The organism is Pseudomonas khavaziana (assembly GCF_019145205.1).
GTDB lineage: Bacteria > Pseudomonadota > Gammaproteobacteria > Pseudomonadales > Pseudomonadaceae > Aquipseudomonas > Aquipseudomonas khavaziana.
Window position 1 is genome coordinate 19475 of the sequence record NZ_JAHSTT010000022.1, and the last position, 16172, is coordinate 35646.

Annotated in this window: 14 protein-coding genes; 9 read left to right on the top strand and 5 right to left on the bottom strand. The window is 56.7% G+C overall.

The genetic code is table 11. The annotated features are described in order from the left end of the window. Positions 1-57 precede the first annotated feature (57 nt). The 5 genes from KVH01_RS28760 to KVH01_RS28780 are packed head-to-tail and all read left to right on the top strand — an operon-like array spanning position 58 to position 4372. The gene (locus tag KVH01_RS28760; RefSeq protein ID WP_217883731.1) at positions 58-915 is read left to right on the top strand and encodes an McbB family protein; all 858 of its coding nucleotides are present in this window, start codon (positions 58-60) and stop codon (positions 913-915) included. Next, entirely contained in the window at positions 912-1718 is an 807-nt protein-coding gene (locus KVH01_RS28765; RefSeq protein WP_217883732.1) for a SagB/ThcOx family dehydrogenase, read from the top strand. The genes KVH01_RS28760 and KVH01_RS28765 overlap by 4 nt, the downstream gene beginning before the upstream one ends. Further along, positions 1705-2907 (top strand): YcaO-like family protein, encoded by a 1203-nt coding sequence (locus tag KVH01_RS28770; RefSeq protein WP_217883733.1) that lies wholly within the window; start codon positions 1705-1707, stop codon positions 2905-2907. The genes KVH01_RS28765 and KVH01_RS28770 overlap by 14 nt, the downstream gene beginning before the upstream one ends. 8 nt (positions 2908-2915) lie before the next feature. After that, the gene (locus tag KVH01_RS28775) at positions 2916-3659 is read left to right on the top strand and encodes an ABC transporter permease (RefSeq protein WP_217883734.1); all 744 of its coding nucleotides are present in this window, start codon (positions 2916-2918) and stop codon (positions 3657-3659) included. After that, positions 3659-4372: an AAA family ATPase gene (locus KVH01_RS28780; RefSeq protein ID WP_217883735.1), complete on the top strand. Its 714-nt coding sequence runs from the start codon at positions 3659-3661 to the stop codon at positions 4370-4372. Before KVH01_RS28775 ends, KVH01_RS28780 begins: the two co-directional genes overlap by 1 nt. Positions 4373-4510: 138 nt before the next feature. Here the strand turns inward: KVH01_RS28780 and KVH01_RS28785 are convergent, their stop codons facing one another. The 4 genes from KVH01_RS28785 to pmrG form a co-directional block, all read right to left on the bottom strand. Further along, positions 4511-4819 carry a DUF6124 family protein gene (locus tag KVH01_RS28785; protein ID WP_043051339.1) on the bottom strand — a complete coding sequence of 103 codons (309 nt, stop codon included), beginning with the start codon at positions 4817-4819 and terminating at the stop codon, positions 4511-4513. A 332-nt stretch (positions 4820-5151) separates the two neighbouring features. Further along, the gene (locus tag KVH01_RS28790; protein WP_217883736.1) at positions 5152-6669 is read right to left on the bottom strand and encodes an ArnT family glycosyltransferase; all 1518 of its coding nucleotides are present in this window, start codon (positions 6667-6669) and stop codon (positions 5152-5154) included. Positions 6670-6695: 26 nt separating this feature from the next. Continuing rightward, positions 6696-8351 (bottom strand): lipid IV(A) 4-amino-4-deoxy-L-arabinosyltransferase, encoded by a 1656-nt coding sequence (arnT, locus tag KVH01_RS28795; protein ID WP_217883737.1) that lies wholly within the window; start codon positions 8349-8351, stop codon positions 6696-6698. Positions 8352-8532: 181 nt separating this feature from the next. Next, entirely contained in the window at positions 8533-9213 is a 681-nt protein-coding gene (pmrG, locus tag KVH01_RS28800) for a lipopolysaccharide core heptose(II)-phosphate phosphatase PmrG (protein WP_217883738.1), read from the bottom strand. A gap of 273 nt (positions 9214-9486) precedes the next feature. Between pmrG and KVH01_RS28805 the strand changes: the two genes are divergently transcribed. The 4 genes from KVH01_RS28805 to KVH01_RS28820 all read left to right on the top strand — a co-directional run bounded on the left by KVH01_RS28805 (position 9487) and on the right by KVH01_RS28820 (position 15285). Beyond that, positions 9487-10155 (top strand): ABC transporter ATP-binding protein, encoded by a 669-nt coding sequence (locus KVH01_RS28805; protein ID WP_217883739.1) that lies wholly within the window; start codon positions 9487-9489, stop codon positions 10153-10155. 1 nt (position 10156) lies between these two features. Next, positions 10157-12619 carry an ABC transporter permease gene (locus KVH01_RS28810; RefSeq protein ID WP_217883740.1) on the top strand — a complete coding sequence of 821 codons (2463 nt, stop codon included), beginning with the start codon at positions 10157-10159 and terminating at the stop codon, positions 12617-12619. After that, positions 12609-13673, top strand: a complete 1065-nt coding sequence (locus KVH01_RS28815) for a lipocalin-like domain-containing protein (protein WP_217883741.1) — start codon at positions 12609-12611, stop codon at positions 13671-13673. The genes KVH01_RS28810 and KVH01_RS28815 overlap by 11 nt, the downstream gene beginning before the upstream one ends. A gap of 166 nt (positions 13674-13839) precedes the next feature. After that, complete coding sequence (locus tag KVH01_RS28820; protein ID WP_217883742.1) at positions 13840-15285, top strand: hypothetical protein; 1446 nt, start codon at positions 13840-13842, stop codon at positions 15283-15285. 5 nt (positions 15286-15290) lie between these two features. Here the strand turns inward: KVH01_RS28820 and KVH01_RS28825 are convergent, their stop codons facing one another. Next, positions 15291-15992: a sterol desaturase family protein gene (locus KVH01_RS28825; protein WP_217883743.1), complete on the bottom strand. Its 702-nt coding sequence runs from the start codon at positions 15990-15992 to the stop codon at positions 15291-15293. Positions 15993-16172: the final 180 nt, after the last annotated feature.

The following is a 16172-nucleotide window of genomic DNA, read 5'->3' on the forward strand; positions in this document are numbered from 1 at the left end:
TACCCACTTGACGGGGTTTCCTAGGCGCTGCCTGAAGCCCCTGCAGGGGATCATGCGATGAATATATCCATACCAAACTACCAGATTCTGAATTTCGAGACGGAAAGCCTAGTGATATCTGATGTAGGTATTTCAAAGGTACATTCACAACCACTTTTAAAGGCGTTGCGACAACTGCAGATGTCCCGGGCTATGACTAGAGATGAATTAGATGAAGTACTTTCTGGTAACGGTTTAAATGCGGACAGTGCATTTGCGTTTCTGGAGAAAATAATTCCTATCAGAACTGTAGGTGACCTTTATTTTGAAAAGACCATAGTTGTATATTCAAAGGAGGGGATTGTTGGCGTTGAGGACCTATTTAGACAAGAGCTTTCCGGTGCGGTGGAGTTTAAAGAATTTTCAAATGATGTAGTAAAGTCCGCTGCAGGGATTAGGTGTTTTATTGTTTTACTGTGTCATTCATATGATTATGAAGGTCTGAAAAAGCTACATTTCGACTTGGTCAAGTCGTCACCGCGCAGCGCTATTAGTGTTTGCTGGCCGATGGGGGATTTTTTTTGCATCGGGCAGCCTTATATCGCAGAGGTTGGGAATCCTTGTCATTTTTGTACCGTTGATCGACTTATTCATAATGAGTCAGTCAGGCTGGCGAAAAATAATTGGGCGTCTGCTTTGGCATTTTGTAAAAATAAGCATGTCAATATACCGTTTAAAAAACTAAGCCTGTATCAAGAGCTGATTGTTGTTGGTGCGATTATTAGAAATGTAAGGTTTTTTACTGAGGGCGGCGTGTTGCGTAAATACCATGACGATATTTTGTGTTCGTCGTATGTAAAGTTAAGCGATGGCGGAATATTTCAAGAACCAAATTCGCATTGGTATATGTGTGACTGCTTGGGGGGCGGGGTATGAAAAATATTCCGCATGATTATTACCTCAGATTTCTAGATCATTCGGTCTACGATGCGGTGCTCGAGTTTCACTGTAAGGGTAATTTTATTTTTCATGAAGCGTTTCAAGCTTGTACAGGCCTCCACTCACTGGATCAAAAACGTCTGAAACAGTTAACCGGCAATGAACTTGTCCTTTATCCTGATATGGATATAACGGTTGAGCTTGATTTTTCTGAGGAGGATAGGGCGAGTTGGTTGTATAGAAATGAATCATGTGAAAAATTCTCACCAGAACCCTTGGCCTTCAAAAGCCTGAATAAACTAGTAGCTCCTCTCGTCTCTAGGAGTATTGGGGGAAATAAGCGAGGATATCCGAGTGCGGGAGCGCTATACCCAGTTGAAATATTTGTTTGTTCCCTCACTGATTATAATACTGACTGGCCCACCCATGGCAATATTTTACATTTGCTGCCCAAATCTAGAAAGTTTGAAGTGTTGCAGAAGAAGGTGGATCTTGAGGATGTCAAAGCGGCTATTTTGAATTCGCCCCAAGAAATTGGATTTCCGAGCTTGGCGATTATCTATGCGGTCTATATTCCAAAAAACCTTTTCAAGTATAGATATCGCGGATATCGGATGGGACTTATGGAGGTTGGTTCTATTTATATGCTTATAGAGATTCAAGCGAAACAGCTAGGACTGGCATGTCGGCCCTGGTCCGCCTACACAGACTCTATGGTATGTAAGCTGCTGGGAGTTAATCCAGCCCTGTTCTTTCCTGTTTGTGTTCACTTGATAGGTAAACAGCATGAAACTGGTTAACGCAATGCAGAAGCCGGATCTTCCGGGAATATTATTGTTGCAACCTGCTGGGCTGCTTTCTCTGCCAAATTCCGTGGAGGTGTCAGACGCTCTTTCAGTTAATGGATCAGGTGTGGGTGGGGGTGCACGTTCTATCAAGGCTGCCCTAGGAGAGTATTTCGAAAGACGGCATTTTTACAGAGAACTTCTCTCAACAAAAAACGGGGTGCTTAATGAGTCATTGACGAAAATCGAAGTTGATAGTTTTGCACGCGCACTCACTCAGACTGCGTCGAAGTTTGTTTCAGTTGACGAAATTGAAAAGCATCAATTCTCATTGACTCGAGTCATGAGAGCTTCTGATTTTTCTGAATGCTTTATTCCCACAATAACAATTTCACTATCTGCGTATGGCCTTGAAAAGGATAACTTTCTATATCCTCTAAGGGATACATGTGGTTGCAGTTTTCACTGGGACCTGAATGTCGCATTTCTAGGAGCTATAAAAGAGTATCTTGAGCGACAATTTCTTATAAGGTTTTGGTTGGCCAAACAATGTAGGTCACTAATTTCCCGCGTTGAAGTTGAAAGTCTGCTGGCGGGAAGAAATGTTAAATGTCTATATGATGCGCTTACTTTTTCAGGTGAGGTTTCCATTTTTGATATCTCTGACAACCGTTTCCCCGGAGTTTGTTTGCTAGTAGTTTATGGCCAAAAAAAGGCAAATCACCATGTGAAGTACTGTGCGGGTATGTCCTATTGTGGTGAGATGGCTGAAGCCTTGGAAAAGTCAGTGCTTGAGTTGTGGCAAACCTATCGTTTCATGGATTTGTTTAAAGCGATCGAGTCTGATGAGGACAAGGTTGAGGATTCTTATCTTCGCTATTTCTTGAGTTGCAATGATTATATTACATATCAAGAAATAACTGATTATGTAGTTGTCGCAGATGAGCAAAATAGAGGAAATTTTTCAGCATTTTCGTTAGAGGTCTTTCTGTCTGTCCTGAAAAAACTCGGTATTATGGGTTATTTTTATTCCAAGTGTTCAAACGTCAATGGGGTTAGCTGTGTCTTTACAAAGTACATTTCACCTGATCTGTTCCTCCATATGGATAACTCGAAAAATATAAATCTAAAAAATAGATACTCCGAAAATTTTGAATCATCAATATTGTCGTCTCGTTTGGAGACCATGGTACCTTTCCCGTGAGGTGATCTATGTGTACCTATCCCTTATCTAAACCGTTTTTGCTGGCGATACTTTTTATCAAAGAACAGCTGAAAGAGCCGGTTGCCTTGCTCTGGATTGTGATATCCCCTGCAGTTACTTTTTACTTGTTAACTTACGCTAGGGTCACTGGTGATGAACTCTACCGAGACTACACCTCTGCGACTTCATGGTTCTACGCTTTTATCTCTTCAAGCGTGGCCCTGTTTGGCTTGGCGTTTTATATCGTAGGGCGCAGGGAAAGTGGTTTTTTGCGTTCCTTTGTTTATACAAAACGCACCAAGATTACCTTTCTTACTGGGCAGTTTTTAGCCTACTCCTTCATGTCGGTTATTTATTGTTCGGTGTTTTACGTACTGACGCGGGGTTATTTTGGCTCCGTGGCTTTGGATGAATGGATGGTTATAGTTGGGCGTTTTTATATGTGCTTCTTGCTGTTTTCCACGCCAGCGCTCTTACTGACGTTGGTGCCTATCGGCTTTCAAAATAGCAACACCCTTTTTTCCATTTGTTCAGTCGCGATGTTGGCGCTAGGTATCGGTAGCCTGAGCGCCTCACATCCACTGTTTAACGTGATGGGTCTTTTTAATCCGATGGGGTGGGCTAATCGCATTATGTTGGTGGGTGTGACCGAATCTGCACCTGTGGTCGCGGTGGTTGTAGGGTTGATCATCGTCACAGGGTGGCTGGTGTTCCGATTTTTACTCATCAACCCCGTTTGGAGTCGGTACTGATGAAACGGCTGATCGTGGATGCACTGGATGTCAGGTATGCCCAGCACGTCTTATTCAACAACGCTGAGTTAGTCGTAGAATCGGGCTCGATTTCAGGATTGCTGGGGCCTAACGGTTCTGGGAAAACCACGTTTTTTGACGTGATCTGCGGTCTGAAAAAAAGGAGTGGCGGCGAAATACATCGTTTGTTTTCCAAGCTGCTTTACCTGTCGCAAATCATCGCAACGCCCCCTGTTTTTCGCATGTTCGATGTGTTCAACATGATGATGCTTTTTTGCTCCGATACACCGATTACCCAACGGCATGCCTTGGAGAAAATTGAAAAGTGGAGCCCTGGTATTGCTGAGCGGTACTGCGAAATCTGGAAGAAAAAATCTTCCCTTTGCAGTTATGGCGAAAAACGCTGTTTTTTTACCTTGTCTTTGCTGTCCGTCAACGCAGACCTGGTGATTCTAGATGAACCAACCGCGGGTGTTGACCCGGAGTTTCGTTATCACATCTGGCGGTGTTTGGAGGGGGCGGCGGCGGAAGGCGTTGCGGTACTCGTGTCGTCGCATAACGTCGATGAGATCGTCACTCACTGTGATGACTTTTATATGCTGAGCCAGCGGCGTTTTAATCGTTTTACCGATGCCGAGGGCTTTATGAGCAGGTATGGCGGCAGTACTTTGGATGAGGCATTTATTCACGCGGCCAGCCTGCCTGGAAATTGAAGCGTTGATACTGCGAGCATTGGAATGCGCTCAGTTTGGGAGGGGGCTTGCCCGTTCAGTTAAGCGAACGAAATGCTCAAAGCAGCGAAGATCAAATGTGGGAGCGAGCAAGCCCGCTCCCACACTTTTCGACCGCGTTTAGGCTGTGGCCTTCAAGGGCTTCAGGCATTCGATAGAGCGATCTACTGTGGTCCTGGCAATCTCCAGCAAATGCCACACCGCCAGAATCTTCGCCCGCCCTGGACTGTCCAGCAGTTCGCCACAATCCAGCGCGGTCGCCGAAGCACTGTCGAGCAGGCTGGCGGTGTACAGCAACGCATCTTCAAAACTCAGGTCGTCGTTGACGCTGTGGAAACCCTGGCTGGGCAGGTAGTGGTCGATGGCGCGATTGAACGCGGCGCGGGTTTTGGCAGGGTCGAAGGGTGGGTCGGGTAGGACTTTATTCATGGTGTAACTCCAACTGGTAGGTAAGGAGCCGAACCCTTCGCGACTAAACGTTGGGAGGCGGCTGTACGCAGGTTAGTCGACCGGCCAGTTGGATCCGGCGCACCCGAAGGTGCCCTGCGCACAGCCACCATGAGCAGGGTGACAGCTTGCGCACAACTGGAATCCGGGCGACTAAACCCGATCACTGATGAGCAGTGACGGATCGCAGACTAGCCACCGATTCCAACCGGCACAAGGCGGCGGGGATTGTCTCGGAAACGTCCTTCAATTTAAAGGGATGCGACTTGCTGGCCCTTTACAAACCATGACGAAAGGCCAGTAGTGACACAGGCTCAGCGTGGTCCAGGCACAAACGCCACGCTCCCCCCCTCACGCTTCTGGAACCACCGCTCGCCATTATCCGGCTGCGTGGTGACCACCTGATGATCCATCCCCAGGAACGCCAGCGGCGTCGGCTCTTGCTTGGAATACTGCACGACAATAATCGTGCGCTGCGGGTCGAAGCGTTGGCCGCTGGTTTTGTCCAGCCAGGCCATGAATGCGGCGCTGTCACCCTGGCGGGGGAAGTCCTGGGTTTCGCTGACGTAATAGAAAGGCTTGCCATGGTTTTGCAGGTACATCGGCAGCTTGTTGTCGACCTCCACCAGCACCATTTGCCACTGGTTCCACGGTGCGCTTTTCACCGCTTGGGCCTGCAGGTCTGCGGCGAAGCGGGTCACGCCACCGTTGCCGTTGGTCCAGGGGTATATCACGCCCAGCACCAGCACCATCAAGCCTGCGCTGAGTCCAAAACCTTTCTGCCAACGCGGCCAACTCGCCGGTTTTGTTTGCAGGCGTTCACTCAGCCACCAGGCGGCGAGCAATTGTGCAAATGGCACCAGCGGCAGTACGTAGTAGCTGCGACGGCTGCCGCTGGCGGTGAAGAACACAAACAACAGGCCCAGGCCCCACACCAGCCAGCGCACGTTGGGCGGGGTGTGGCGCCAGTGCCGCACGGCCAGCCACAGGCCGAGCAGCCAGCAGGGCGCCCAGGGCAGGGTGTAAACCGGCAGGTAGATCAGGTAGGTGTAGATCGGCCCCATATGATCGAAGGGGTCGAAGAAGCGCACCACGTTTTCCCGCAATACCAGTTCCAGGCCGCTCTGGCCGTAAGTGGGCGCGCTGTAGTAGTGGGACAATACGAAAGGAATCGCGTAGAACGCTGCGGCAATGAGTACGGCCAGCAGCAGGCGCAGATTGAGGTGACGTTTGTAGCGCTGCTCGTTGAGCAGGTGCGGCAACAGCAGCAGCCCCGGCAGCACGAAACCGATCAAGCCTTTGAACAGTGAGGTGACTGCCAACAGCAGGAAAAATACCGTGTAGCGCCCCAGTCGTGTGTCGTCCGGCCCACGCCAATACCACCACACCGCCGCCAGCACGCCGCACACAGTCAGCACATCAGCGGTGGCTACTCGCCCCCAGAACAGAAAGTAGAAGGTGGTAGCGAGCATCCAGCCGGCAATCAACCCGGTGCCCTTGCGGAACAGGCGTTCGCCAATCAGGTAGATCAGCCAGATACTCAGCCATGCGGCAATCACCGATGACAGGCGCAGCGACCACGGCCCCAGGCCGCCCGTCAGATGGGCGAAGCCTGTGATCAGCCAGTACGAGGGCAGGGGTTTGTCGTAGTAGGGCGTGCCTTTGAGATAGGGATCGAAGTAGTCACCGCTTTGCAGCATCTGCAAGGCGATGTTCGCCCAGCGGGTTTCCGGCCCCCACAGGTCGCGGCTGCCCAGGCCCAATAGCAACAGCAAGGCCGAGGTGCCCAGCAATACAGCCAAGGCGCCGCGTTCGGTTCTCCAGAAGCTCATGGGTGTTCCCTGTGGCAGGCACTGCATTAAGGTTGTCGTGGGTAAATCGTCAGTACCAGGTTGCCTTTGCGATAACGCTTGCCGCCGGGAGGCAGTTGCCCTTCTTCGCGATGTTCGCTGGTGCTCCTGACTCGCATCAGCACGCCGACCGAGCCCTGCTGGCGAGCCTCGGCCAACCAGGCCTGGACGTTATCCAGCGTGATCTTGCGGTGTGCCGAGTCTTGATAATGCAGGCCGTAGCGCAACTCGCCCACGGTGCTGTAGAAGGCCACTTGCGGCCGTCGCAAGCGCCATGACAAGGCCGACGCGGCCCCCAGTTCGTTGCTCAGCAAAGCCTGGGTTTGCTGCAGTTCCTCCAGGTGTTCAAGCACGAACTGGTCGGGCATTTCGTTATCCGCGATCAGCGCCGGCATGCCCGCCGGCAACAATGCCACCAGCAAGCCGATACCCAGGGCCGGCATCGCCCATAACGTCATTGGCCGTACTGCTTGCAGCAGGTTGGCGAGGATCCAGCCCAGCAGCACGATAAACACCAGGGACAGGCTGAACATCTCGGCATGGCTGTTGCCGTACAGCGGGTCGGTGATTTGCAGGTAAATCAGCCCCACCATGGCGACCATGCCAAGGGTGAAATTGACCGCGCCGTTGATCACGATCGTGCGCGCCTTGCCTTGCTTGATCAGGTCGATCAACCCGTGACCCATCAGCAATGCCAGGGGCAACAGGCACGGCATGATGTAGGTGGGCAGCTTGCCTTTGCTCAGGCTGAAAAAGCCCAGGGGCAGCAGCAGCCACAGGGCGAGAAAGGCAATCGCCGGCTGGCGCTTTTCCTGCCAGGTCTTGCGCAATGTGGTGGGTAACAAGGCGGCCCACGGCAGGCACGCCACCACCATGATCGGCAGGAAGAACCACATCGGCCGCGCATGTTGTGCGTTGTCGGCAGCAAAGCGGCGGATGTGTTCATGCCAGAAGAAAAAATGCCAGTAATCCGGTTCCCGCAGGTGGACCGCCAGGGCCCACGGCAGGCACACCAGCACGGCGACCAGTACTGCCAGCGGCCCGTAACGCATCAGCTCGCCCACGCGGCGCTGCCAGAGCAGGTAAGGCACAGCGATCAGTACCGGCAGCAGCCAGGCCAGAAAACCCTTGGTCATAAACCCCATGGCGCAGGCCAACCCCAACACTGCCCAGGCCCACAGGCGTTCGCGGGGTGTGCGGCTGTCCAGGGCAAACCACAGCGCTACCAGGCTCAGGTTCACCCATAAGGTGAATTGCGGGTCGAGGTTGGAATACCCCGCTTGCCCGGCCACCAGGCCAAAGCTCATGTACAGCAGGGCGCAGGCGAAGCTCTTGCGCGGATCGTTCCACAAGCGCCGGGCGAGCAGGTAGGCCAGCAGCACACTCACGCCAGTGCTCAGCACCGAGGCGATGCGCACGCCGAACAGGTTTTCACCGAACACGGCCTGGCCGAGGGCTATCAGCCAATAGCCGGCGGCAGGTTTCTCGAAGTAACGCACCCCCATGAAGTGCGGCGCCACCCAGTTGCCGCTCATCAGCATTTCCTGGCTGACCTGGGCATAGCGGGTTTCATCCGGGGTCCACAAACCATGCAAGCCCAAAGGCAGCAGAAAGAAGACGGCAAAGCCGAGTAATAACCAAGGCAGGGGATTCAAGCGGGTCATGAGTACGTCGCTCCATGACGTTCAATAAGACACAATGAGGCAATTAAATATGCAGGGCGAAGAGTCACGATGTTCACTGAACCATTGAGGGGATACTAACTAAAAGGTGCAAGCGAACATGCCATAACCGGGCTGTCGTTTTGCTGAACGTAATAACCGTGATATATGTAAAAAAGTGTGTTTAAAGTTGTTTTAGTGCGACCGTCCATTGCCGCATGTTCATAGTGCCCAATGCCTCGAATTCGCCGTTGGGCAATACCTTGACGAATAGCGCGCTGCCGTATTCGGCGGCGGCAGCGTGGGGGAAGCCAAGCGACTTTTGGAAGTCGCTCATGCAGGCACTGTGGGTGATCAGCATCAGGTTGCGACCGCTGCGTTTGTGGCCGAGGATTTCCTCGCCCATGGCGTCACCGCAGATGGCAAGGGGCCCCGGCGACAGCTCGGTCTTGCCGAACATGAACAGTGAGGTCTGGGCGGTGCGCGTGGTGGGGCTGCTGAGCACGTCGGTAAGCTCCATGCCCAATGAATCAAAGGCTTTTCCCAGCTGCGCGGCGCGTTGGCTGCCCTGGACCGTGAGGCCGCTGGCGGGGCCGAAGCAGGGGTTGGTGGAGCGGTCGCACCGCTCTTCATGGCGCACCAGCACTACCACGTCACCATTGCGCCAACTGGCGAGCACCCCCGAGGTTACCAGTCGGTTGCCCACGCCCAAGTCCAGCGGCGAGACCGGCCATAACAGGAAGCCCGTCAGAAGAACGGCGGTAACAGTGATACCCAGCAAATGCAGGCGGTATTTTTTCAGGCGCTTTAACCGTGCCCCTTTGAGTTTAGGGTTGGCCAGGGTCATATCTGCCACGCTGTTCACCTTTGGCTCTATAGTTGTGTTTATAAACACGCACAGTGAATGGGCAGTTGCCCGTTGTGGAACAGGAGCCTGTCATAGCGCTGCTGTCTTTTTCCTGAACACCTGCCTATTAACAACACCCTGTGCACTAACTAATAAGTTGCGGCTTATCGCCGTTTGACGCGCAATCTAAAGTGTCGAGGATGGGCAGGCAGTGAAATCCATGTGAAAAATTTGCATGGGCTGCATAATCAGCCGTTATTCTCGTTGGCAGTCCTTCCAGTGAGCGTTTTTATGTTGCAGGTGCAAGGTGTTGTAAAAAACTACGCCACCCCCCAAGGCCCGCTGGGCGTCCTGGCGGGTGTCGACCTCTACCTTGGGGAACGCAGCAGCCTGGCGCTGATGGGCGAATCGGGCAGCGGCAAAAGTACGCTGTTGCACCTGGTGGCCGGGCTGGACCGTGTGGATGGCGGCAGCATTCAAATCGGCGCGCAGCGCCTCGACCAATTGACGGAGGCGCAACTGGCCCATTGGCGGCGCACTGAAATCGGCCTGGTGTTCCAGCAGTTCAACCTGATCGGCAGCTTGCGCGTGGAGGACAACCTGGCGTTCCAGGCGCGATTGGCCGGGCGTTTCGATGTGCAGTGGCAGGCGCAGTTGGTGGAGCGCCTGGGCCTGGGCGATTTGCTCAAACGTTACCCTGAGCAACTATCCGGAGGCCAGCAACAGCGAGTAGCGGTGGGGCGAGCCCTGGCATCGCGCCCAGGCTTGCTGTTGGCCGACGAGCCCACCGGCAACCTCGACGAAACCACCAGCGATGAGGTGCTGCAACTGCTGTTGGACCTGCTGCGCGACAGCCCCACCAGCCTGTTGATGGTCACCCACAGCCCACGCCTGGCCGCACGCCTGGACCGCCAGGTGGTGCTGCATCATGGCCGTGTCGTGCCGATGGATGCGCGCTGAGATGGCACTGTTCTACTGGACGTTGCGTGCGTTGGTAAGCCATTGGCGACGTCACCCAGTGCAGTTTTTCAGCGTGCTCACCGGTCTGTGGCTGGCCACGGCGTTATTGACCGGCGTGCAGGCCCTCAACAGCCAGGCACGGGACAGCTATGCCCGCGCCAGCCAGTTGATCGGTGGTGAGCCCCAAGCCAGCCTGAATGCGCCGGACGCCGCCAGTTTCCCGCAAGCGCTGTTTGCCCAACTGCGCCGCGCCGGGTGGCCGGTGTCCCCGGTGGTGCAGGAACGGTTGGTACTCAAGGGGCACGAGCAACAGCGCCTGCAACTGATGGGCATCGACCCGGTGTCGTTGCCCGGCAGTGGCAGTGTGGCGGGGCAACGCTTGAGCCAGGCGCAGATGCTGGCATTTTTCACCCCGCCAGGGCGTACCTGGGTGGCTGCGCAAACCTTGCAGGCGCTTGGGTTGCACGAGGGCGATCAGCCGCAGACAGTCAACGGGCACACCCTGCCGCCGTTGCAGGTACAGGCGGACATGGCGCCGGGTTTGCTGCTGACCGATATTGCGTTTGCCCAACCCTTGCTGCACATGCAGGGGCAACTGTCACGCTTGCTGCTGGACAACACCTTCGCCGCCCGCCGCCCCACGCCACCCGCCGCGCTGCAACTCAAGCAGGGTGAGGACAACAACCTCGCGCGCCTCACCGAGAGCTTTCACCTGAACCTTGATGCGTTGGGCTTTCTATCCTTTGTGGTGGGGCTGTTTATCGTGCACGCGGCCATCGGCCTGGCCCTGGAACAACGCCGTGGCCTGCTGCGCACCTTGCGTGCCTGTGGCGTCAGCGCGCGGATGCTGATTCTGAGCCTGGGCGTGGAGCTGGGGGTTTTATCGTTGCTGGGCGGCTTGCTCGGCATCGCCAGCGGATATGTATTGGCCAGCCTGTTGCTGCCGGATGTGGCCGCCAGTTTGCGTGGCCTGTATGGCGCTGAAGTCCCGGGCCAACTGAGCTTGAGCCCCTGGTGGTGGCTCGCCGGCCTGGGCTTGAGCCTGCTTGGCGCACTGCTCGCAGGGGCCAGCAGCCTGTGGCGTGCCGCGCGCCTACCCTTATTGGCATTGGCCAACGCCCAAGCCTGGCATGAGGCCCATGGGCGCTGGTTGCGGCGCCAGGGTTGGGTGGCGTCTGCGGCGTTGCTGATCGCGCTGCTGGCGCTGTGGCTGGGCGATAGCCTGGCCGCCGGTTTTGTGCTGATGGCGGCGTTGCTGCTGGGCGCCGCGCTGGGCTTGCCGGTGCTGCTCAACGGGCTGTTGAAAGCCATGCTGGGTCGCAGTCGCGCGGTGCTCGGCCAATGGTTCCTCGCCGATTGCCGCCAGCAACTGCCGGCCCTGAGCCTGGCGTTGATGGCGCTGCTGTTGGCCCTGGCGGCGAATATCGGCGCCGGTTCGATGACCTCGGGTTTCCGCCAGACCTTCAACCATTGGTTGGAGCAGCGCCTGACCGCCGAGCTGTACCTCAACCCGCAAAACCCGGCCCAGGCCGAGCAACTGAATGCCTGGCTGGCACGCCAGCCGCTGGTGCAGGCAGTGTTGCCTACCTGGCAGGCCGCGGTGCAACTGCAAGGCTGGCCGGCAGACGTGTTCGGCGTGGTCGACGACCCCACCTATCGCCAGCACTGGCCGTTGCTTGAGGCTGCAAACGCACCCTGGGACCGCTTGCTGCAAGACGACAGCGTGATGCTCAGCGAGCAACTGGCGCGACGCTTGAACGTTCAGTTGGGCGATACCCTCTCGATCCCTACGCCACAGGGAAGCTGGGCGCCGCAGATCGTCGGGATCTACGCCGACTATGGCAATCCCAAGGGCCATCTGCTGGTCAATGCCCGGCACTTGCTGGCGCACTGGCCGACACTGTTACCGGCGCGTTTCAACCTGCGGGTGGCGCCCCAGAACGTGCCGGCACTGGTGGGTGAAGTGCAGCGTGCATTTGCCCTGGAAGACAACCGCATTGTCGATCAACAGCAACTCAAGGGCTGGTCCAGCCAGGTCTTCGAACGCACCTTCGCCGCCACTGCCGCGTTGAACAGCCTTACGCTGGGCGTGGCTGGCGTGGCGTTGTTCATCAGCCTGCTGACCCAGAGCCAGAGCCGCCTCGGCCAACTCGCGCCGCTGTGGGCATTGGGTGTGACACGGCGCCAGCTGATGCTGCTCAACCTGGGCCAGACCTGGCTGCTGGCGTTGCTCACGCTGATCCTGGCGCTGCCGTTGGGGCTGCTGCTGGCGTGGTGCCTGGATGCGGTGATCAATGTCCAGGCCTTCGGTTGGCGCCTGCCGTTGCAGGTGTTCCCGTGGCAGCTTGCGCAATTGCTGGGGCTGGCGATGGTTGCCACGTTGCTGGCGTCTGCCTGGCCCCTGTGGCAGTTGTACCGCAGCCGCCCGGCGGATTTGTTGAGGACCTTTGCCCATGAAGATTAAGGCCTTGTGCTGCGCCGCCTTGTTCCTGCTGAGCGCATGCGACAAGACGCCCGCGCCTGAGACCAGCTTCGCCGGCCTGGGCAGTGAGGCGGCGGACTTTACTCAGGTAGTGCCCGGCAAAGTCTTCAGCTTTCCCGAGGATCATGGCCCGCACCCAGGCTTTCGTATCGAATGGTGGTACGTCACCGCCAACCTCAAGGATGACCAGGGCAATGTCTTCGGTGTGCAATGGACGCTGTTTCGCAATGCGCTGAAGGCCGGCCCCACGCAACCGGGCTGGCACGACTCGACGGTGTGGCTCGGTCACGCCGCCGTCACTTCGGCCACCCGCCACTACGCCGCCGAACGCCTGGCCCGCGGCGGCGTCGGCCAGGCCGGAGCCCAGGCGGTGCCGTTCAACGCCTGGATCGACGACTGGAACTTCGCCACCCACCCCGGCGCCGCCAGCCCCCTGGCCGACATGCAACTCAAGGCCAGCGGTGCCCAATTCGCCTACGACCTGCGCCTGACCTCCAGCCGCCCGCTGGTGTTGCAAGGCGACAAGGGCTACAGCCGCAAATCCGACCAGGGCCAGGCGTCGTACTACTACAGCCAGCCGTTTTTCACTGCCAGCGGCAGCGTCAGCCTCGACGGCCAGACTTACCAGGTCAGCGGCCCGGCCTGGCTCGACCGCGAATGGAGCAGCCAACCCCTGTCTGCCAGCCAGACCGGCTGGGACTGGTTTTCCCTGCACCTGGACCGGGGCGAGCAACTGATGCTGTTTCGCGTGCGGCAAAAGGACGGGGGCGGGTATCTCACTGGCACATGGATCGACGCCCAAGGCCACACCGAGACCCTGCACAACGCCGATATCCAACTCACACCGCTCGCCACCACGGGCATCGACGGGCGCAGCATTCCTACGCACTGGTCGCTGAAGATTCCTGGCAAACAGCTGGATATCACTATCCAGGCGGTCAATCCAAAGGCGTGGATGAGTTTGAGCATCCCGTACTGGGAAGGGCCGGTGCGGTTTGAGGGGGGGGTGGGGTATCTGGAGATGACCGGGTATTAGGACGCTGCAGTCTCGCCGACTCTTCCTACGACCCGAGCGAAGCAGTCCCATAAAATATTGAAAAAATACTGTACATCCATACAGCATTGTCCTACAGTCCATCCCAGGTGACCGGATGTCACCGGTTACCTGAGCTTCAATTTTTTAACTATGGATGGATAAAAAAATGAAATCGAAAAAAGCCTTTATGCTGGGCGCGGCCATGGCGGCCTCCTGCTTCGTTTCGGCCTTCGCCCTGGCCGAGCAACCTGTTCTGAAACTCAGCGCACAGACGGTCAAGCAGGCCGTGGACAAAGCGTTGAAACCTGGCGGCACGCTGGAGACGGCCACCGTTTCGGATGCGCTCAAGCAAAAGCTCAATGCGGCCAAGAGCGGCCAGTCCAAAGTCGTCAAGAGCAAAGCAGTCGCCAGCAACGTGGCGATTGACACCAAGGTTGAGGCGTTGCAAAAACCTGATCCGGCGCAAGCGAAGCAGTCTGCAATTGCTGCATTCACGCCGCTGTTTCCGACCCTGGATATCAATACCCTTTACACCGTTACCGGGGTGGAGACCGGCGCGCAAATCGCTTATCACTTCAACCTGCCGAAAAACTCGCGAATCCAGGTGCAACTGCTGAACCAGAGCGCCGGTACGGACATGTCGTTGACCCTGTTCCACGATGATGGCCAGGGTAACCTGACGCCACTGGGCACCTCGGATAACCCTGGCAGTGCCGATGAATACCTTAACGGCGTGTTGCCGGCCGGTGACTACTACTGGTTCATGGTGGCCAATACCGCGAGTAACGCGCAGTTCAGTTTCGGCGTGGCGGTGGACAGCAACATCGATGCCTACGAGCCCAATGACACTGAGCAAACCGCGTTCGCGCTGCCGGATGCCTTGAACCAGGTGACTGGTAACCTCGACAGCGTCAATGACGTGGATTACTTCTCCTTCGTCTCGTTGCGTGGCCAAGGTGTGGGCATGTTCCTGGGCGATGACGGTGCGGGCACGCGTAACCAGTGGATCTTCGAGCGGTTCGATGGCACCAAGTGGGTGGAGGTCCCGCAGGGCTCCACCTCCACCTATCCCAACCTGACGCCGGGCTACACGGTCAAGGTGCGTGTACGGGCCAATCCAGCGGTGGCACTGAACCCTCAGGCTCAATACAAGCTGACCCTCGGTTCGGCGCCACGCCTGAACCAGCACAATGTGAACGGCGATAACGTGGTACGCATCCCCAGCTCGATCTTCCAACTGGCCACCCAGGCGGCCCGCAATCTGAGCTGGAGCACCCAGTGGTCAGACAGCACTGGCGAGCCCCTGCGTGGCGTCACCCCTGTACTGCGTGTCGACAAGCATTTTGGCGCCACTTACAACTGGGTCGACTATGAGGCCACGACCGGCATCACCGGTGCAGCCTCGGGGAATGTCGCGCTGGGCACCTGCTCTGGCGACTACAAAGTGCGGTACCCGGACAGCGCCTCGGGCCAGACCTACAACTGGGAAACCTGGTTCAACGAGGGCGGCTGGCGCATCGAGCTCAGGGAGTTCCCTGGTGTGGGCGTGGGTGGCAATAACGTCCAATACGTCAGCCTCGGCCACATCTGCAGCCAGACCATCGTGCGCTGATTGATCTATGTGTGTGAAGCGGGGGGCAGTCCAGTTGGACTGCCCCTTTTTTTTACCGTGGGTTCCCAATGCAAAGTGCCAAACAGATAGTCCATCAACGGCAGCACGATATTGAAATTACGCCCCTGCATCAGCTCGCGACGGTGGTGCAGGGCGTGCAGGCGGTGCATCTGGCGAATCCATGGCAGACGCGCCACCGCGTGTTCAGCGGGCAAGTGTTCGCAGGCGTGGAACACTTCGTAGAGCAGGTAGCCGAGGATCATGCACCCGGCAAACAGCCCGGCGACGTTGGGGCTCAATTGCTTGAGCAGCCACCAGGCGGGGAGGGTGATGGCCAGGCTGTGCAGCACGATCAGCCAGGCGGGAAACAGGATGACGCGCCAGTCCCGGGGGCTGTCGTAGGTCATGTGCCCAGGGGTGAAGAAGCTGTGGTGGTCGCCGGTGTGGCGTGCGTAGAACAGCCGGGCGAACCCATGTTTGTGATGGCCGAGGTGGCGGTGAACGAGGTAGATGCACAGGTTGAAGAACACCAGGGTCAAGGGCACGGTCAGCCACTCTAGCGCGGAGATGCCGGCGGTGGCGGACCAGGCCAGGGTCATGCAGGCAATGCCGTAGCCGAGGACGAACGTGGCGTGCAGCCAGGGGTTGTAATGGCGATGCACGTTGGCACGGTAGTGGGCGCGGAAGGTGTCGGTGGGGTGGGGCATGGTGGGCTTCTCGGTCTTTTTGTCAGGGACTGAGCTTAGTGGATGGGGCGTAATGTGCGAGTTTTTTGGAGCCCCGCTCCTAATGTGGGGGGGGCTTGCTCCCGATGGCGGCCTGACAGCCGACCGGGGTCTTGGATCAGACCGAGTACATATCCATTATTTAGGTAACGGCCACTTATG